At 62.9% G+C, this 17615-nt stretch carries 17 protein-coding genes; 6 read left to right on the plus strand and 11 right to left on the minus strand.

Going from position 1 to position 17615, the window contains the following annotated elements; translation table 11 throughout:
- Positions 1–92 precede the first annotated feature (92 nt).
- Together grxC and WN982_RS18485 are read right to left on the minus strand one after the other, a co-directional pair.
- Positions 93–356 (minus strand): glutaredoxin 3, encoded by a 264-nt coding sequence (grxC, locus tag WN982_RS18480; protein ID WP_341313350.1) that lies wholly within the window; start codon positions 354–356, stop codon positions 93–95.
- A complete protein-coding gene (locus WN982_RS18485; RefSeq protein ID WP_341313351.1) occupies positions 353–778 on the minus strand; it encodes a rhodanese-like domain-containing protein in 426 nt (141 codons plus the stop codon). Before WN982_RS18485 ends, grxC begins: the two co-directional genes overlap by 4 nt.
- 137 nt (positions 779–915) lie before the next feature.
- Between WN982_RS18485 and gpmA the strand changes: the two genes are divergently transcribed.
- The 3 genes from gpmA (at position 916) to moeB (ending at position 4439) form a co-directional block, all read left to right on the plus strand.
- Positions 916–1662 carry a 2,3-diphosphoglycerate-dependent phosphoglycerate mutase gene (gene gpmA / locus WN982_RS18490; protein ID WP_341313352.1) on the plus strand — a complete coding sequence of 249 codons (747 nt, stop codon included), beginning with the start codon at positions 916–918 and terminating at the stop codon, positions 1660–1662.
- Positions 1663–1962: 300 nt separating this feature from the next.
- A complete protein-coding gene (locus tag WN982_RS18495) occupies positions 1963–3540 on the plus strand; it encodes a S41 family peptidase (protein WP_341313353.1) in 1578 nt (525 codons plus the stop codon).
- Between the two features lie 140 nt (positions 3541–3680).
- Positions 3681–4439, plus strand: coding sequence for a molybdopterin-synthase adenylyltransferase MoeB (gene moeB / locus WN982_RS18500; protein WP_341313354.1), 759 nt, complete (start codon positions 3681–3683; stop codon positions 4437–4439).
- Between the two features lie 52 nt (positions 4440–4491).
- On the opposite strand, the gene ptsP is transcribed toward moeB, so the two are convergent.
- The 7 genes from ptsP to WN982_RS18535 form a co-directional block, all read right to left on the minus strand.
- Positions 4492–6240: a phosphoenolpyruvate--protein phosphotransferase gene (gene ptsP, locus WN982_RS18505; RefSeq protein ID WP_341313355.1), complete on the minus strand. Its 1749-nt coding sequence runs from the start codon at positions 6238–6240 to the stop codon at positions 4492–4494.
- 234 nt (positions 6241–6474) lie between these two features.
- Positions 6475–6744 carry an HPr family phosphocarrier protein gene (locus tag WN982_RS18510; RefSeq protein WP_341313356.1) on the minus strand — a complete coding sequence of 90 codons (270 nt, stop codon included), beginning with the start codon at positions 6742–6744 and terminating at the stop codon, positions 6475–6477.
- An 84-nt stretch (positions 6745–6828) separates the two neighbouring features.
- Complete coding sequence (locus tag WN982_RS18515) at positions 6829–7317, minus strand: PTS mannose transporter subunit IIA (RefSeq protein WP_341313357.1); 489 nt, start codon at positions 7315–7317, stop codon at positions 6829–6831.
- Positions 7318–7651: 334 nt separating this feature from the next.
- A complete protein-coding gene (gshB, locus tag WN982_RS18520) occupies positions 7652–8608 on the minus strand; it encodes a glutathione synthase (protein WP_341313358.1) in 957 nt (318 codons plus the stop codon).
- A gap of 90 nt (positions 8609–8698) precedes the next feature.
- Positions 8699–9988, minus strand: coding sequence for a glutamate--cysteine ligase (gshA, locus tag WN982_RS18525; RefSeq protein ID WP_341313359.1), 1290 nt, complete (start codon positions 9986–9988; stop codon positions 8699–8701).
- A gap of 231 nt (positions 9989–10219) precedes the next feature.
- The gene (locus WN982_RS18530) at positions 10220–11737 is read right to left on the minus strand and encodes an ammonium transporter (RefSeq protein ID WP_341313360.1); all 1518 of its coding nucleotides are present in this window, start codon (positions 11735–11737) and stop codon (positions 10220–10222) included.
- Between the two features lie 44 nt (positions 11738–11781).
- Complete coding sequence (locus WN982_RS18535) at positions 11782–12120, minus strand: P-II family nitrogen regulator (protein WP_006048089.1); 339 nt, start codon at positions 12118–12120, stop codon at positions 11782–11784.
- A gap of 396 nt (positions 12121–12516) precedes the next feature.
- Here WN982_RS18535 and WN982_RS18540 point away from each other — a divergent pair, with 396 nt between their 5' ends.
- Positions 12517–12774 (plus strand): accessory factor UbiK family protein, encoded by a 258-nt coding sequence (locus tag WN982_RS18540; protein WP_154564624.1) that lies wholly within the window; start codon positions 12517–12519, stop codon positions 12772–12774.
- Positions 12775–12897: 123 nt separating this feature from the next.
- Positions 12898–14481: a YifB family Mg chelatase-like AAA ATPase gene (locus WN982_RS18545; protein ID WP_341313361.1), complete on the plus strand. Its 1584-nt coding sequence runs from the start codon at positions 12898–12900 to the stop codon at positions 14479–14481.
- 332 nt (positions 14482–14813) lie between these two features.
- Here the strand turns inward: WN982_RS18545 and WN982_RS18550 are convergent, their stop codons facing one another.
- Positions 14814–15473: a hypothetical protein gene (locus WN982_RS18550; protein ID WP_341315840.1), complete on the minus strand. Its 660-nt coding sequence runs from the start codon at positions 15471–15473 to the stop codon at positions 14814–14816.
- 170 nt (positions 15474–15643) lie between these two features.
- Here WN982_RS18550 and WN982_RS18555 point away from each other — a divergent pair, with 170 nt between their 5' ends.
- Positions 15644–16174: a TlpA disulfide reductase family protein gene (locus WN982_RS18555; RefSeq protein ID WP_341313362.1), complete on the plus strand. Its 531-nt coding sequence runs from the start codon at positions 15644–15646 to the stop codon at positions 16172–16174.
- Between the two features lie 75 nt (positions 16175–16249).
- Here the strand turns inward: WN982_RS18555 and WN982_RS18560 are convergent, their stop codons facing one another.
- Positions 16250–17602 carry a sigma-54 dependent transcriptional regulator gene (locus WN982_RS18560; RefSeq protein WP_341313363.1) on the minus strand — a complete coding sequence of 451 codons (1353 nt, stop codon included), beginning with the start codon at positions 17600–17602 and terminating at the stop codon, positions 16250–16252.
- Positions 17603–17615 lie beyond the last annotated feature (13 nt).

Genomic DNA, 17615 nt, shown 5'->3' on the forward strand with positions numbered 1-17615 from the left:
CAGCGCATCGCCCCCTTGCAGGGACGCCGATGCGCCGGCTTGTTTCTTTCCACCCTACTTACGCGCCGGCCGGCACGCGAGTTCAGGCGGCTTCAGGCAGCAGCTTCGAGCAGCGGCATCAAACCGCCCGCGCGATCGAGCGCGGACAGATCATCGTACCCGCCGACATGCTTCTCGCCGATGTACACCTGCGGGACCGTGCGACGGCCGGTCCGGCTCATCATTTCTTCGCGACGGGCCGGATCCTTGTCGATCAGTACCTTTTCGACGTGCTCGACGCCGCGCGACTTTAAAAGACGTTCGGCCATCTGGCAATACGGGCACACCTGGGTGCTGTACATGATCACTTTGTTCACTTCGCTGCTCCTTGTTTCACCACCGGCATGCCGGCCTTCTGCCAGGCGTCGACACCGCCTTCGAGAACGTGGACTTCGGCGAACCCTGCATCCTGAACGATACGCGCCGCCTTGTTCGACTGCTGGCCGGTCTGGCATACCAGCAGCACGGGGTTGCTCTTATTCTTCACGAGTTGCGCGACTTTCGCCTGCAACTCCGCAAATTCAAGATGCCGTGCCGCGGGCAGATGGCCCTTGGCAAAATCAGCCGACGGACGCAGATCGATGACCGCCGCATTGCGGCGGTTGATCAGTTGGGTAGCTTCAGCGGCCGACAGGCCGCCGCGGCCACGCCGGCTGATCGTCGGCCACAGCAGCAACCCACCGGAGATGAGGACGATCGCGATCAGTACAAGGTTTGTGTAATCAGTGAAAAACTTCACGGAAAATCCGCCGAAAAAGAGAGAAATCGAAAAGGGCAATCCACCCATTATAAAATAACCGTTTGACGCGATGGCGGCGCTCCTCAAGACGGGCCTCGCAGCGCTTTACCGCTTCCTTACTACCGACCGGCAATCTCATGTACAAACTCGTTCTCATCCGCCACGGCGAATCGACGTGGAACAAGGAAAACCGCTTCACGGGCTGGGTCGACGTCGACCTGACCGAGCAGGGCAATCGCGAAGCGCAGCAAGCCGGCCTGCTGCTGAAGGAATCCGGCTACACGTTCGATATCGCCTATACGTCGGTGCTCAAGCGCGCGATCCGCACCTTGTGGCACGTGCAGGACCAGATGGATCTGATGTATCTGCCGGTGGTGCATTCATGGCGTCTGAACGAACGCCACTACGGCGCGCTGTCGGGACTGAACAAGGCTGAAACCGCCGCGAAGTTCGGCGACGAACAGGTGCTGGTCTGGCGCCGCAGCTACGACACGCCGCCGCCCGCGCTGGATCCGTCGGACGAACGCGCGCCCTATAACGATCCGCGCTACGCGAAAGTGCCGCGCGAGCAATTGCCGCTCACGGAGTGCCTGAAAGACACCGTTGCGCGCGTTCTGCCTTTGTGGAACGAGTCGATCGCGCCGGCCATCAAGTCGGGCCGCAAGGTGGTGATCGCCGCACACGGCAACTCTATCCGCGCGCTGGTGAAGTACCTCGACAACATTTCGGACAACGACATCGTCGGCCTGAACATTCCGAACGGCGTGCCGCTCGTTTATGAACTCGACGACAACCTGAAGCCGATCGAGCGCTACTATCTGGGAGACCAGGAAGAAATCGCGAAGGCGCAAGCCGCTGTCGCAAGCCAAGGCAAGGCGGGCTGATTCCGAGCGGCCGCAGCCCTGCACTGAATAATGCAGCAAGGCGCGGCAAACGGGCGGCGCCGGCTGGCAACACACACCGGTAAGCGCGGCCCGTATCATCTCAAGCGCGCTTGCGGCCGCGATCCGCCTGTTACGGCACATTACTTCAGCATCGCAGCCCCAAACGCCCGAACCAGGCCGGGCCGGCGCTGTCGAATCACGATTGCCTGCGTCGCGCCCTGACTGGGCTGGTGTGCAGTTATACTTGTCCGTCCCCATCTCTATCGACGCTGCCACGCGCTTCCGACCGCAACAGACTCTATGCGAAAGAACCTGAAAAATATCGGCCTGATCGCCGCGGGCCTTGCTACCGGCGTATTTGCCACGCTGCAACTTTCCGCCTCGGCCCAGCAACCCGCCAGCACCAGCACGGCCACGCCGCTGCCGCTGGACCAGCTCCGGCTCTTCGCCGAAGTCTTCGGGCAAATCAAGCATGAGTACGTCGAACCGGTCGACGACAAGAAGCTGCTCACCGCAGCGATCAAGGGTATGGTGTCGAGCCTCGACCCGCACTCGTCGTACCTCGACAAGACCGATTACGAAGAACTGCAGGAGCAGACCAAGGGTCGCTTCGCGGGTCTGGGGATCGAAATTTCGTCTGAAGACGGCCTGATCAAGGTGATCTCGCCGATCGAAGACACCCCGGCGTTCCGCGCCGGCATCCGTCCGGGCGACCTGATCACCCGCATCAACGACAAACCCGTGCGCGGCATGACGCTCGACCAGGCGGTCAAGCAGATGCGCGGCGAACCGGGTACCAAGGTCACGCTGACCATCTTCCGTAAGACCGACGACCGCACCTTCCCGCTGACGGTAACGCGCGCGATCATCAAGGTCCAGTCGGTCAAGATGAAGATTCTCGCGCCGGGCTACGCATACGTGCGCATCACCAGCTTCCAGGAGCGCACCACGCCTGATCTGGCCGCGAAACTGCAGGACATCGCACGTCAACAGCCGAACCTGAAGGGCCTCGTGCTCGACCTGCGCAACAACGGCGGCGGCCTGCTGCAAAGCGCGGTCGGCGTCGCGGGCGCGTTCCTGCCGCCGAACTCGGTGGTGGTGTCCACCAACGGCCAGATCCCGGATTCGAAACAGGTCTATCGCGATACGTACGATAACTACCGTCTGCAGTCTTTCGACGGCGATCCGCTGAAGGACGAAGCGCCGATCTTCAAGACGGTGCCGATGATCGTGCTGACCAACGCCTACTCGGCTTCGGCCTCGGAAATCGTCGCGGGAGCGCTGCAGGATCAGCGTCGTGCGCTGATTGTCGGCAAGACCACGTTCGGCAAGGGTTCGGTGCAAACCGTCCGGCCGATGACGGCCGAAACCGCGCTGCGCCTGACCACGGCGTACTACTACACGCCGAGCGGCCGTTCGATCCAGAACAAGGGCATCCGTCCTGACGTCGCAGTGGATCAATACGCGGAAGGCGATCCGGACGACGCACTCGTGACCCGCGAAGTCGACTACTCGAATCACCTGGCGAACACGCAGGATCCGAACGAGAAGAAGGAAGCGGAAAAGCGCGAACAGGAGCGCATGGACCAGCTGCGTCAGCTTGAAGAGCAGAACGACAAGAAGACGCCGGAACAGCGCCAGAAGGATCGTGAGCGCAAGCCGGTCGAATTCGGTTCGACCGACGACTTCATGCTGCAACAGGCGTTGAACAAGCTGGAAGGCAAGCCGGTGCAGGAATCGAAGTCGCTGACCGAGCGGCGTCTGGCGCAGAACAAGCCGGCCGCGTCGGCCTCCGCGCCGGTCGCGGTGAAGTCGACGCAACCGGTGCCGGGCGCATCGGCGCCGGCCGGGGCTGCGGTGCCTGCCCCGACCAAGTAAGCACCAAACCCGACGTGTCTTCGCAGCGCTGAATGCTGCGAAGACACGCTCCCCGCGCGATTAAAATAACCACAACGAAAACGCGCGCTGCAGGCCATCGGTCCTGCCTCCCCTCGCGCGATCCACCTCACGCGCCCGCCATGAACGACGATCAACTCCTCCGCTATTCCCGCCATATCCTCGTCGACGAAATCGGCATCGAGGCGCAGCAGCGCTTTCTCGACGCGCACGCGATCGTTGTCGGCGCGGGCGGGCTAGGTTCGCCGGCCGCGATGTACCTGGCGGCCGCAGGCGTCGGCCGCTTGACGCTGGTCGATGCCGACACGGTCGATCTGACCAATCTGCAACGGCAGATTCTGCATGTGACGGCCTCGGTCGGGCGCAAAAAGGTCGATTCCGGGCGCGATGCGATCGCGCAGATCAACCCTGACGTGGTGGTGAACGCGGTGGCCGAACGTGTCGACGATGCGTGGCTCGACCGCGAAGTGCCGCACGCCGCCGTCGTGCTCGATTGCACCGATAACTTCGCGACGCGCCACGCGATCAACCGCGCCTGTGTGAAGCACGGCGTGCCGCTGGTGTCGGGCGCGGCATTGCGCTTCGACGGCCAGATCAGCACCTTCGATTTCCGCGACCAAACGTCGCCCTGCTACGCGTGCGTGTTCCCGGAAGACCAGCCGTTCGAGGAAGTCGCGTGCTCGACGATGGGCGTGTTCGCGCCGACGGTCGGCATCATCGGATCGATGCAGGCCGCCGAGGCGCTACGGGTGATCGGGGGAATCGGTACGCCGCTGGTGGGCCGCCTGATGATGCTCGATTCGCTGCGGATGGAATGGAACACGATGCGCATTGCGCGCCAGCCGGATTGCCCGGTGTGCGGGGAAAAGCACCCGAACTGAATGAAATTGACGAAAGCGCCGCGACCGCGCGGCGCTTCCTTTGCAACACCGCTTAGGCCAGCGCCACGCGCTTGAGCGCCGCCTGCACTTCCTCCGGTTCGAACGACGCCAGCACGTCGGCCACCGGCTTCTCCAGCGTCTTCAGATGCGAGCGCAGGACTTCCTGCTTGACGACCAGCAACTGACTCGGATGCATCGAAAACTCGGTGAGGCCCATGCCGAGCAAGAGGCGCGTCAACGCCGGATCGCCCGCCATTTCGCCGCATACCGAGACCGGCACCCCTGCCCGCTTCGCCTCGCGCAGCGTAAACGCGATCAGATGCAGCACCGCCGGATGCAGCGGGTCGTACAGATGCGCGACGGCGTTATCCGCGCGATCGATCGCCAGCGTGTACTGGATCAGATCGTTGGTACCGATCGACAGGAAATCGAGCCGCTTCAAAAAGAGCGGCAGCGCGATCGCGGCAGCCGGGATCTCAATCATCGCGCCGACCTGCACGTTCGGATCGTAGGCGATTCCAGCGTCATCCAGCTGGCGCTTGGCTTCGCGAATCAGATCGAGCGTCTGATCGATCTCCTGCGCGTGCGCGAGCATCGGAATCAGAACCTTCACCGTGCCGAAAGCCGATGCGCGCAGAATCGCTCGCAACTGCGTCAGGAACATCTGCGGCTCCGAGAGGCTCCAGCGGATCGCCCGCAGGCCCAAGGCGGGGTTCGCGGCGGTTTCATAGCCATCACCGCCTCCCATCGAATCGAGCGGCTTGTCGGCGCCGACGTCGATCGTGCGGATCGTTACCGGCAAGCCGTTCATTAGCTCGACCGCGCGCCGGTAGGCACCGAATTGCTCCTCCTCTTCCGGCATCCGGTCCTTGTGATTCATGAACAGGAACTCGGTACGAAACAGGCCGACCCCGGTCGCACCGGCATCGATCGCCGCGCGCGCATCGTCCGGCAACTCGATGTTCGCGCACAGCTCGATGCGTGTGCCACACAGCGTTTGCGTCGGCGAGAATTTGAGGCGTTGCAGCTTGCGCTGCTCGAGCTCTTTTTCGCTTTGACGGTATGAATACTCTTCAAGCACGATCGGCGCCGGATCGACGATCACGATGCCATGATCGCCGTCGACAATAATCAGGTCGTCCTGGCGGATCAGCGAGCTTGCGTGCTGCACGCCGACCGCAGCCGGAATGCCCAGACTGCGCGCGACAATCGCCGTATGCGAAGTGCGGCCACCGAGATCCGTGACGAAACCCTGAAACGTTTGCGTTTTGAACTGCATCATGTCGGCCGGCGCGATGTCGTGCGCGACCACGATCATCTCGTCGCAAGCGCCGTGCACGCCGTCCACCAGCGCAACCGAGGCGCCGGCGAGCGCCTTCAGCACGCGCTCCACCACCTGCTGGATGTCGGCTTTGCGCTCCCGCAGGTATTCGTCTTCGATATCGTCGAAATGGCGCGACAGGCGCTCGAGTTGTTCGGTCAGCGCCCACTCGACGTTGTAGCGGCGCGTACGGATCAGGTCGATGGTCTCCTGCACGAGCATCGCATCGTTCAGGATCATTGAATGAACGTTGATGAACGCACCCATTTCGCTGGGCGCGTCCGCGGCGAGATCGGCGCGCAGCGCGTCGAGCTCGTGATGCACGAGTTGCTGGGCCGAGCGGAAACGCTCGACCTCCCCTTCGATCTGAGCGGGTTCGATCAGATAGTGGTCTACGTCAAGTGCAGCCGGGGCGATCAGATAAGCCCGCCCGATGGCGATACCGCGTGACACGGGAATTCCATGCAGCGTGAATGACACGCGCACCTCCTCTAGTTGTGTAATGCCGCGGCAAACCGCTGCAATGCTCTCAGACTCTCTTGGCCATTATAAATTCCGCGCTCTTAACAGGTACGACAGCACTGTGTGCAGCGCAGCACGAATTACCGTAAGCGACGGCGCCAAATAATCCACCGATCGTCAATTGTCACGCGCTAAAAAAAACGCCGCGGACAGCCGCGGCGTTTTGCTCCCAAGTAACGTGAACGCGCGAACTCACTGACCCTCGCCGAATTTATCGGCAATCAGTTTCAACAATGCGTCCATCGCATCTTTTTCGTCGGCGCCTTCCGTTTCGATCATCACGGTGCTGCCGATACCCGCGGCCAGCATCATCACGCCCATGATGCTCTTGGCATTGATGCGGCGGCCATTACGGCTCATCCAGATTTCCGCCTGGTAGTTGCCTGCGAGTTGCGTCAACTTGGCCGACGCGCGCGCGTGCAGCCCCAGCTTGTTCACGATAGTCGTTTCCTGTTGCAGCATGTGATGGTCCGAAAGCGCGGGTAAATGTTGGTGTGAAAGGTGAAACTGCAAACCAGCTAAATCGTTTGAAGCCGCTCGCGGTGCTTACAACCCGGTCGAGCCGGCCTTCTGCGTCGGGCAAGCCGCGGGCGGCACGGCGGGCAAACAGTCGCCGGAACCTGCAGTTGGCGCGACCGGCGCCGGCGTGGCGGGCCCGATTGCATGCACGCCTTTGGTCGCGCCGTCGAGCGCTTTGTCGACCAGCGTGTCGAGCGGCGTGGCGCGGTAACAGACCGCGCGCACCAGCATCGGCAAATTGACGCCACACAGTACGCGCACATTCGGCACCGAAGCGAGACGCCCGGCGATATTCGCCGGCGTCGCACCGAACATGTCGGTGAGCACGAGCGCGCCGTTTTCCTCCTTGAGCCGCTCGATTTCGGCGTGCGCGAACGCGACCATCTGTGCGGGATCGCAATCCGGCGATACGTCGATCACGCCGATGCGAGCCGGCAAGCCACCGTAGATGTGCGAAATACAATCGCGCAACGCGGTGGCGAACGGAGCGTGCGCAATGATCAGAATGCCTGCCATGTCAGCCTTGCAGCAAAAAAACGGCCCCGAACCGTGAACCGGAACACACTGCCCGATTCGCAAGCGCCCCCGACCGGCCGTGGGTCGTGAGGGCCGGAACGCACCATTCGACCAGCGGCACGCAGCGCCTGAAGCACTGTGAGCAACTGCTCGCTCACTGTCCGCGATCCATGCCCATGGCGTCCTGACGACACCGTGCAATCGGCCTGGACAGACTTGGATCGGAAGAGCAGGCATTGTAGCAGGGCCATTTTCGCGCTAAAGCCATCGTCTCGCTTGATGCGGATTTACTACACAGTTTGGGGACGCTGGCAGCCATTCAAGAGCCGCGCTGTCACCCTGCCGCGCGCTCCAATGCGTCGATGAACATTGCGGCAACGTCGAATCCGGTCTGATCCATGATTTCGCGGAAGCAGGTCGGGCTGGTCACGTTGACTTCGGTGAGCCAGTCGCCGATCGCGTCCAGCCCGACCAGCAGCAGGCCGCGCGCGGCGAGCACCGGTGCGAGCGTGTTGGCGATCTTGCGGTCGTGCTCGGTGAGCGGTCGCGCCACACCCAGGCCGCCCGCGGCCAGATTGCCGCGCACTTCATTGCCCTGAGGAATCCGCGCAAGCGAAAACGGCACCGCCTCGCCACCAATCAGCAGAATGCGCTTGTCACCGTCCTTGATGTCCGGGATGAATTTTTGCGCCATCACCGAGCGAGCGCCATCGTGGCTCAGCATCTCGATGATTGCGCCGAGATTCATGCCGTCGGCCTTCACGCGGAACACGCCCATGCCGCCCATGCCGTCGAGCGGCTTGAGGATCACGTCGCCGTGTTCTTCATGGAACGCTCGCAAGCGGGTAGCGTCGCGTGTGACCAGCGTGGGCGTGACGAACTGCGCGAACTCGCCGATCGCCAGCTTTTCCGAGTGATCGCGAATCGCCTGCGGCTTGTTGAAGATGCGCGCGCCGCCACGTTCGGCCAGTTCCAGAAGCCACGTCGACGTCACGTATTCCATGTCGAACGGCGGGTCCTTGCGCATCACCACCGCGCTGAAGCGCTTAAGCGTTCGCGGCGCTGCCGCTTCGGCCGCGTACCACGTGTCGCGATGCAGGTCCGCCCCGTCGCCGACAATCGCAAAGCGCTGCACGTTCGCCTCGACGTCGCCGCCCGTCCACGCCAGATGCTTCGGCTCGCACGTGTACAGCGTGTGACCGCGGCGCGCGGCTTCAGCCATCATCGCGTAAGTCGAGTCTTTGTAGATCTTGAACTGCGTGAGCGGATCGGCGATGAAAAGAATGTCCATTGGAATTCCGGTGCGCCCTTACGGGCTTGGCGTTGATCGTTGAAAGAGACGCGGCGGCATCCGTGCTGGGGTCTGAACGGCCGCAGCCGCTCAGACCTGAATCGCTTCCGGATCGGTCTTTTCCAGTTCGACCGATGCGGCCAGCAACCCCAGCCGCGCCACCACGCCGTACATATAGAAGCGGTTCGGCGGCGCCGCGCCAGGCTTGGCGTGCGCGTCCGGCAGCGCCGTATGCTCGAAGCCGAGCGGCACGAAGTGCATGCCGGGCGCGTTCAGATTCTGATCGCGCTCACGGCTGCCGTGCACGCGGTAGAAGCCGCCCACCACATAGCGGTCGATCATATACACGACCGGCTCGGCGACTTCTTCGCCGATGCGCTCGAAGGTGTACACGCCTTCCTGCACGATGACGTCGTGCACTTCGAGGCCGTCTTTGGTGGTCGCCATCTTGGCGCGTTCGCGCTTGGTGAGCGCGGCCACTTCCGACGCATCGTGCACGGTCATCACACCCATGCCATAGGTGCCCGCATCCGACTTGATGACGACATACGGTTTTTCGGAGATGCCGTACTCGCGATACTTCCTGGCGATCTTCTTCAGTACGCCGTCGATCGCGTCTGCCAGCGCTTCTTCACCGGTGCGTTCCTGGAAGTCGACGCCTTCGACGTGCGCGAAGTACGGATTGATCATCCACGGGTCGATCTCGACCATCTTTGCGAATTTCTTCGCGACGTCGTCATAGCAGGAGAAATGCGTCGATTTGCGGCGCACCGCCCAGCCCGCGTGCAGCGGCGGCAACAGATACTGTTCGTGCAGATTTTCCAGCACGGGCGGAATCCCGCCCGACAGATCATTGTTCAGCAGAATCGAGCAAGGGTCGAAGTTCTTCAGACCGAGGCGGCGCGGCGTGCGCTCGAGCGGTTCGAGTACGAGCTTCTGCCCGTCCGACAGCGCGATCGTGACCGGCCCGACGATGCTTTCGTCGAGCGTGCCGAAACGCACGTTCAAACCCGCCTGGCGCATGATCGCTGCCAAACGGGCGACGTTCTCAAGATAAAACGCGTTGCGCGTATGGCGCTCGGGAATCACCAGCAGATTCTTCGCGTCCGGGCAGATCTTCTCGATCGATGCCATCGCGGCCTGCACGGCGAGCGGCAACACTTCCTGCGGCAGGTTGTTGAACGCGCCGGGAAACAGATTGGTATCGACCGGTGCGAGCTTGAAACCCGCGTTACGCAGATCGACAGAACAGTAGAACGGCGGCGTGTGCTCCTGCCATTCGAGCCGGAACCAGCGTTCGATGGCGGGTGTGGCGTCGAGGATCTTCCGCTCGAGGTCGAGCAGCGGGCCGTTTAACGCCGTAACTAGGTGCGGAACCATTGATCACTCGCAGACTGGAGAAAAAAGATTGTAGAGCAAATGCTTTGTCCATTTGGGGACGGTTTCTCCATTCGCAAGCGGATGCGAATGCATTCTCGCTATCGCCATGATAGGCGCGAAAATCTGCGGTTAACAAGATACGCGGCAAGAAAAAAGCCCGCCATAAAGGCGGGCCAAAGTCGCTGCGCTTGATTCTGTGATCCGTCAAGCCCTGGAGCTTGTATTCGATCCTTATTCGACGTGTTCGCCGTGTAGCGTCACGTCCAGACCTTCGCGTTCCTGTTCTTCCGTCACGCGCAGGCCGATCACCATGTCGATGATCTTCAGCAGGATGAAGCTCACCACGCCGCTGTAGATCAGCGTCGTCAACACGCCCTTCGCCTGCAGAACGATGCTGCCGTCCGCGCCGCCGATGTCCTTGACCGCGAACACACCGGTCAGAAGCGCACCCACGATACCGCCGATGCAGTGCACGCCGAACGCGTCGAGCGAGTCGTCGTAACCGAGCTTGTGCTTGAGCCACGTAGCCGACCAGAAGCAGATCACGCCTGCCGCGATGCCGATCACGAGTGAACCCGTCATACCGACGAAGCCCGAAGCCGGCGTAATCGCCACCAGACCTGCCACGGCACCCGACACGATACCGAGCACCGACGGCTTACCCTTGGCGGCCCATTCAGCGAACATCCAGGCGAGCGCTGCCGCTGCGGTTGCCACTTGCGTTGCGAACATCGCGAAGCCGGCACGGCCGTCAGCCGCCACTGCCGAACCCGCGTTGAAGCCGAACCAGCCTACCCACAGCATGGCGCCGCCGATCAGCGTGAGCGTCAGGTTGTGCGGCGCCATCGCTTCCTTGCCGTAGCCGACACGCTTGCCGAGCACCAGAGCGCAGACCAGCGCCGCGATACCGGCGTTGATGTGCACCACCGTGCCGCCCGCGAAGTCGAGGATGCCCGCGCTAGCCAGCCAGCCGCTCGGTTCCCAGACCATATGCGCGATCGGCGAGTAGACGATGATCGACCACAGCGTCATGAACACCAGCATCGCCGAAAACTTCATGCGATCGGCAAACGCGCCCGTGATCAGTGCCGGGGTAATGATCGCGAACGTCATCTGATAGACGCAGTAGACCGTTTCCGGAATCGTCGGTGCAAGGTGGCTGACGGTCAGCGTCGTCGCCTTGTCGCCGTGGATGTAGTTCATGCCCGCCATGAAGAAGCGTGACAAGCCACCGATGAACGAACCGCCCGGGGTGAAGGCGAGGCTGTAGCCCACCACGACCCAGATGATCGACACAAGGCAGGTGATCGCGAAGCTTTGCATCAGGATCGCGAGCACGCTCTTCTTGCGGACCATGCCGCCGTAGAACAGCGCCAGACCCGGGATCGTCATGAACAGCACGAGCGCGGTGGAGGTCAGCATCCAGGCGGTGTCGCCCGAATTGATCTTCGACGAATCGACCGAGAACGGCGCGGTCGGGGCTGCCGGCGCGGCGGCAGCGGATGCGGCCGATGCATCAGGTGCGGCTGCGGCGCTGGCAGCCGGTGCAGCGGACGCTTCCGCGGCCGGTGCCGAAGCCGCGGCAGCGGCAGGTGCCGCCGAAGCCTCAGGCGCCGGCGCGCTCGCCGCCGTATCGGAAGCAGCGGCCGAAGCGGCTGCGGGGGCGGAAGCGTCGTCCGCAAGGGCGGCGCCGATACCGCCCGCGAGCAGCGAACCGGCCATCAGCAAGGACATCAATAATTTGCGCATCTTTCGTTTCCTCTTGTCGCTATCTGTGTCGCTATCTTTTGGTATTACAGAGCGTCCGCGCCGGTCTCCCCGGTGCGGATCCGAATCACTTGCTCGATCGGCGTGACAAAAATCTTGCCGTCGCCGATCTTGCCGGTGCGCGCCGCGCGTTCGAGCGCTTCGATCGCCTGGTCGACGATGTCGTCCGAGACAGCTGCCTCGATCTTCACCTTCGGCAGGAAATCGACCACATATTCGGCGCCCCGATACAGCTCCGTGTGGCCCTTCTGACGGCCAAAGCCTTTGACTTCCGTCACCGTGATGCCCGAGACGCCGATGGCCGACAAGGCTTCGCGCGCCTCATCGAGCTTGAACGGCTTGATGATTGCGGTAATGAGTTTCATGAAATGCCTCGCTAAGTTGCGTAACCCGTTGCGTAACCTGTTTGCGTACCCGTAACCCGTTCGCGTGGTCTCGTTCCGCTGCCGGAAAACAGCTCCCGACAGTGCGCGCGGGGCAGTAACAGCAACTCGCATGCCAGTTGTGTCAGACTTCGCTCGCGGCGCGCTGCAAAAGGGGCGCAAGCGGCCCTGGCCGGATGGCCAACGTGGGCGGGGCACGCTGGCGCGGCACATGGATCGTTGCTAGAGTGTTCGCAGGCTTCGACTACACGGCCGCGCACCAAAGGGGCTCATGCGGCGGCGGCAGGCGGCCGGCCATGCACCAATAGCGATCATTCGCTGTGACAAAGCACAGACGTAACGAAATATGCACATTATTTGTGCACCAAGGGGAACACCATGAAACAACCGAACGATGTCTTTAACGATTTCCAGGCACGCATGAGCGAGCTGTTCAAGAACTCGCCGGCCAAAGATGTCGAACGCAACGTCAAAGCCATGCTGTCGCAGGGTTTTTCGAAGCTCGACCTGGTCACGCGTGAGGAATTCGATACGCAAACCCAGGTGCTGGTGCGCACCCGCGCGCGCCTCGAGGAGCTGGAGCGCCGCGTCGCCGAACTCGAGCAGAAGCTGCCGGTGACGACGCAAACGCCGTAAGGCGAGGAACGAGCCGGTCTATCGGCTGCATCTTTGCTGCACATCACTGGCAAGCGAGCCGTGACGTCATCAGCGTTTTAGGGGACCGGTGCGCTTTTAGCGCGCTGTCCGACGGGAGAAAACATGTCGCTTGCCGTGGTGCGCAGTCGCGCGCCGGCCTCTGGCCGCGCGCCTGAAGTAACCGTCGAGGTTCACCTCGCGAACGGATTACCCTCCTTTTCGATCGTCGGCCTTCCTGATCTGGAAGTGCGCGAAAGCCGCGAGCGCGTGCGCGCGGCGCTGCAGAACTGCGGCTTCGATTTCCCTGTCCGGCGCATCACAGTCAATCTCGCTCCCGCCGATTTGCCGAAAGAGTCCGGCCGCTTCGACCTGCCGATCGCGCTGGGCATTCTGGCGGCAAGCGGGCAGATTCCGGCGGAATCGTTACTGCACCGTGAATTTGCCGGCGAACTGTCGCTGACCGGCGCGCTGCGACCCATGCGCGGCGCTTTCGCGATGGCCTGCGGGACGGCGCGCAGCGGCGCTTCTAACGGCGCCTCTATTACTGCGGGCGAGCAGTCGGCGGCAGGGACGCCAGCTCGGCACGCCGCGCAGCTTTATCTTCCAGCCGCCAGCGCCGCGGAAGCCGCGCTTGTACCCGGCGTCGATGTCTACGGCGCCGCCGATCTGCCGTCGCTGTGCGCCCATCTGGCCGAAGCACCCGACGCCCGGCTCTATCCTGTCACCGCGCCCGACCTTACCGAGAGCGCGCCCGTGGTGGTCCCCGACATGGCCGACGTGATCGGCCAGCGCGGCGCGCGCCGCGCACTCGAGGTCGCCGCCGCCGGCGGTCATCACGTCCTGATGGTGGGACCGCCCGGCGCGGGCAAATCGATGCTTGCCGCGCGCCTGCCAAGCCTGCTCCCGCCGATGACCGACGATGAGGCGCTCAGCTCCGCCGCCTTGCTGTCAGCCAGCCGGTCCGGCTTTACGCCTTCCCAGTGGCGGCAACGGCCATTTCGCGCGCCGCATCACTCATCGAGCGCGGCTGCGCTGGTCGGCGGACGCAATCCACCGCAACCCGGCGAAATCACGCTGGCACATCTGGGCGTGCTGTTCCTCGACGAACTGCCGGAATTCGACCGTCATGTGCTGGAAACGCTGCGTGAGCCGCTCGAAGCGGGCCGCATCACGATTTCGCGCGCGGCGTTGCAAGCGGATTTCCCGGCGGCCTGCCAATTGATAGCCGCCATGAATCCCTGTCCGTGCGGATGGCGCGGCGACCCCAACGGCCGTTGCCGTTGCACGCCGGAGATTGCGGCGCGCTATCTGCGCAAGCTGTCTGGGCCGCTGGTCGACCGGATCGATATCCAGATCGAGATTCCCGCGCTTGGCGCCGCAGAACTGTCCGCGCGCAAGACAGTCAGCGCAGAAGCGAGCGCGGCGATAGCGGAAAGGGTAGGCGCGGCGCGAGCGCGGCAACTGGCACGCCAGGGCAAAACCAATCGCGAACTGGGGGGGCGTGAAGTAGACGACGTTTGCCGCCCCGACACAGCCGGTGAAGCATTGTTGCGCGAAGCAGGCGAGCGCTTCAGATGGTCAGCGCGCGCTTACTACCGGGTCCTGAAGGTGGCCCGGACCATCGCCGACCTTGCAGGGGAAGCTACGCCAAGTGCTGCGCAGATCGGCGAAGCGATCCAATATCGGCGGGCTTTTGGCTCCGTATAAGGCGAAAAATCCGCTGTCAAGACTTGACTTATGCACATTCGCGCGCTCCAGATAGATTTGGATACATCTGAAAGGCGCTTGTGAGCCGAAGCGAAAAAGGCTTTGATTTTATTGTGCTTTTTTGAATGACCCATGCGCGGGCAAACTGACAGAATGCCCACGGAATGGGCATCTTCGACAATTAGCACAGAGTTCTCAACAGAGTTATCCACAGCACCTGTGGGTAACTGGAAAACCTCCATGTAAACCGGCAATTAGCGCGCGAAGCTGCGAAGAAACTTTCACTGTGTCCAGCCAGACTTCGCGCGCCGGATCGGCCCAAACCACCGCTGTCAATAAAGCTGGAACGACGAAAAAAACTGGTCGACCTGTTCCTGTGGCAGTGGCCTGGAAGCGATGATCGCCGCCTGATAGACGTGCCGGCCGCGCGCCACCAGCCGTGCGTAGACCGTGCGCGCTTCGTGTTGCGAACCGGCTTCGCCGCTCAGTTTCATTTCCAGACCGAGCACCTTGCCGCCTGCGGCGAGCGGAATCTGTACGGCGTGCGCATCGGGCGCGGCACCCACGTTGCGGGCAAGGCCGGTGCGCAAGAATTCGAGCGCGGCGCGTTGCGTCTCCTGATCGTCGTTCGGCAGCATCACGGTGCCAACCGCGAACACGGCGTCGCCGGCTTCGGCCGTCTGCATCGCCATCTGCATCGGCGTGCCGGCGATCTGCACCGAGCGCTGATCGTTGCCGGGCTTGGCCGGCAAGTCGACGGTATAACCGTTGTCGTTGTTCATGATGGTGCGCCAGTCGAAAGTCGGCGAACACGCTGTCAGCGCGCCGCCCAGCGCCAGCGCGCAGACCGCAGCGCCAAGCGCTGCGAGCGCATGCTGCGAGCGCGGAACTGCAGCGACTGGGCGGCCAGCCATCATGTGCTGGCCAGAGGGACGGCTATCGGAACGGCAAAGCGGACGGCGGGCGAGAAAACGAAAGGCGGTTCGGAGCATGGAACAGAAGATCGGACTGACGAGAACGGAAAGCTCCATTATCCGCTCCCGGCCCGCGTCCTGCCGCGCCCCCGGATTGGGGCTACAATAGCGGCACCAAGCAATTCGGGCTTAAAACCCAAGCCGACGCACTGTCCCGCGCGTTCTGCGCGACTCTCGAGGTTCCGTTCATGAGCTCCACCCCGTCCACTGCCGCCCGCCGCGCGAGTCCGCTTCGTTACATCATCATGGCCGTCGTAGCCGCCGCGATCGCCATTGCCGGCTATTTCGCCTTTGCCGGCCAGCAACGCGTGCCCGATGCGACCTTCACTTTGCTGTCCGGCCAGAAAGTCTCGACCGCCGATCTGAAGGGCAAGGTCTACCTGGTCAACTTCTGGGCGACCAGCTGCGACACCTGCATGAAGGAAATGCCGCAGATGGTCCAGACCTATAACCGCTTCAAGGGCAAAGGGCTGGAATTCGTCGCGGTCGCGATGAACTACGACGCGCCGATGTACGTGACGAACTACACGCAAACGCGCCAGTTGCCGTTCAAGGTTGCAATGGACGACGGCTCGGCCGCCAAGCAGTTCGGCAACGTCCAGCTCACGCCGACCACCTTCGTGGTCGACAAGGACGGCAAGATTCTCAAGCGTTATGTCGGTGAGCCGCAATTCGCGGAACTCGACCAGCTGTTGGAAAAAGCGCTGAACGCGGCCTGACTGCGTGGCGCTTCCCGATCCGGATCGATCCAGACGCGCCGGCGCGCATCGCCTCGCCGCCGGCGCTTCAAACCCTCACCGCTCCCCTTCCCCTTTGGCCGCCAGGCCATATCGTTTGATCTTCTCGTAAAGCGTCGCTTTCCCAAGCTGCAACTTGTCTGCCGCGACCGCGACCACTCCGCCGACCTGCTCCAACGCCTCCGCGATCACCGCCCGCTCGAATTGCTCGACACGCTCTTTGAGCGGTTGCGCCGCTGCATCTTCGTCGCCGAACGACATCACGGGATCGTCGGCGATGCCGAGCACGAAGCGGTCGGCGGCATTGCGCAGCTCCCGCACATTGCCCGGCCAGTCACGCTGCATCAAACTCGCGCGCTGCCGGTCGGTGAGAATCGGCGCGGGACGTTGGTAACGCACCGCCGCGTCCAGCAAGAAGTGCTCGAACAGCGGCACGATGTCCTCGCGCCGCTCCCCTAACGGCGGCAGCGCGATCGTCACCACATTCAGCCGATACAGCAAGTCGCGCCGGAACGAGCCGTCCGCGACATGCTCGGCCATATCGCCCTTCGCGGCGGCAACCACGCGGCAATCCACGCGGATCGGCTGATTGGACCCGAGCCGTTCCAGCACGCCGTCCTGCAGAACACGCAGCAGCTTGACCTGCAAAGCGAGCGGCATGCTCTCGATTTCGTCGAGGAACAATGTGCCGCCCGACGCGTGTTCGAGCTTGCCGATGCGCCGTTTTGCCGCGCCCGTAAACGCACCCGGTTCGTAGCCGAACATTTCCGACTCGAACATCGGCTCCGGCAACGCACCGCAATTGACCGCGATAAATGGCTTGTCGCGACGCGGCGACAGTTCGTGCAGGCTGCGCGCAATCAACTCTTTGCCCGCGCCGGTGTCGCCGTTGATCAGCACCGACGCATCGGTCGGCGCAACGTTCGCAATCAGCCGCCGCACCTGCTCGATCGCCGGACTGCGGCCGATGATGCGCGGCGCCACCGTGTTCTGTTCCGCCAGTTCACGACGCAGCGCGAGGTTTTCCAGCACCAGCGTGCGGCGCTCCAAAGCCCGTCGCACGGTCTCGATCAAACGCTCGGACGCGAACGGCTTCTCGATGAAGTCATACGCGCCGTCGCGCATGGCCTGCACGGCCATCGAAATGTCGCCGTGGCCGGTGACCAGAATCACCGGCACGTCCGGCGCCCGCTCATGGCATTGCGCGAGCAGATCGAGACCGCTCGCGCCCGGCAAGCGGATATCGCTGACGATCACGCCGGAGAAATCCGCGCTGATCATCCTGGCCGCGGATTCCGCCGACGCATGGCCGATCACGTCGAACCCCGCCAGTTGCAGGCTCTGCACGCTGGCGCGGCGCACCAGTTCGTCGTCCTCGATATACAGCACTTGCAAGCCGTGGTTCAGCATGTCGTTCTCGTCT

Source organism: Paraburkholderia sp. IMGN_8, assembly GCF_038050405.1.
Classification (GTDB): Bacteria; Pseudomonadota; Gammaproteobacteria; order Burkholderiales; family Burkholderiaceae; genus Paraburkholderia.

Coding starts and splice junctions, on each gene's coding strand:
- gpmA (WP_341313352.1), top strand. CDS start 916: ATGTACAAACTCGTTCTCATCCGCCACGGCGAATCGACGTGGAACAAG.
- WN982_RS18495 (WP_341313353.1), top strand. CDS start 1,963: ATGCGAAAGAACCTGAAAAATATCGGCCTGATCGCCGCGGGCCTTGCT.
- moeB (WP_341313354.1), top strand. CDS start 3,681: ATGAACGACGATCAACTCCTCCGCTATTCCCGCCATATCCTCGTCGAC.
- WN982_RS18510 (WP_341313356.1), bottom strand. CDS start 6,744: ATGCTGCAACAGGAAACGACTATCGTGAACAAGCTGGGGCTGCACGCG.
- WN982_RS18515 (WP_341313357.1), bottom strand. CDS start 7,317: ATGGCAGGCATTCTGATCATTGCGCACGCTCCGTTCGCCACCGCGTTG.
- gshB (WP_341313358.1), bottom strand. CDS start 8,608: ATGGACATTCTTTTCATCGCCGATCCGCTCACGCAGTTCAAGATCTAC.
- gshA (WP_341313359.1), bottom strand. CDS start 9,988: ATGGTTCCGCACCTAGTTACGGCGTTAAACGGCCCGCTGCTCGACCTC.
- WN982_RS18530 (WP_341313360.1), bottom strand. CDS start 11,737: ATGCGCAAATTATTGATGTCCTTGCTGATGGCCGGTTCGCTGCTCGCG.
- WN982_RS18535 (WP_006048089.1), bottom strand. CDS start 12,120: ATGAAACTCATTACCGCAATCATCAAGCCGTTCAAGCTCGATGAGGCG.
- WN982_RS18540 (WP_154564624.1), top strand. CDS start 12,517: ATGAAACAACCGAACGATGTCTTTAACGATTTCCAGGCACGCATGAGC.
- WN982_RS18545 (WP_341313361.1), top strand. CDS start 12,898: ATGTCGCTTGCCGTGGTGCGCAGTCGCGCGCCGGCCTCTGGCCGCGCG.
- WN982_RS18550 (WP_341315840.1), bottom strand. CDS start 15,473: ATGCTCCGAACCGCCTTTCGTTTTCTCGCCCGCCGTCCGCTTTGCCGT.
- WN982_RS18555 (WP_341313362.1), top strand. CDS start 15,644: ATGAGCTCCACCCCGTCCACTGCCGCCCGCCGCGCGAGTCCGCTTCGT.
- WN982_RS18560 (WP_341313363.1), bottom strand. CDS start 17,602: ATGCTGAACCACGGCTTGCAAGTGCTGTATATCGAGGACGACGAACTG.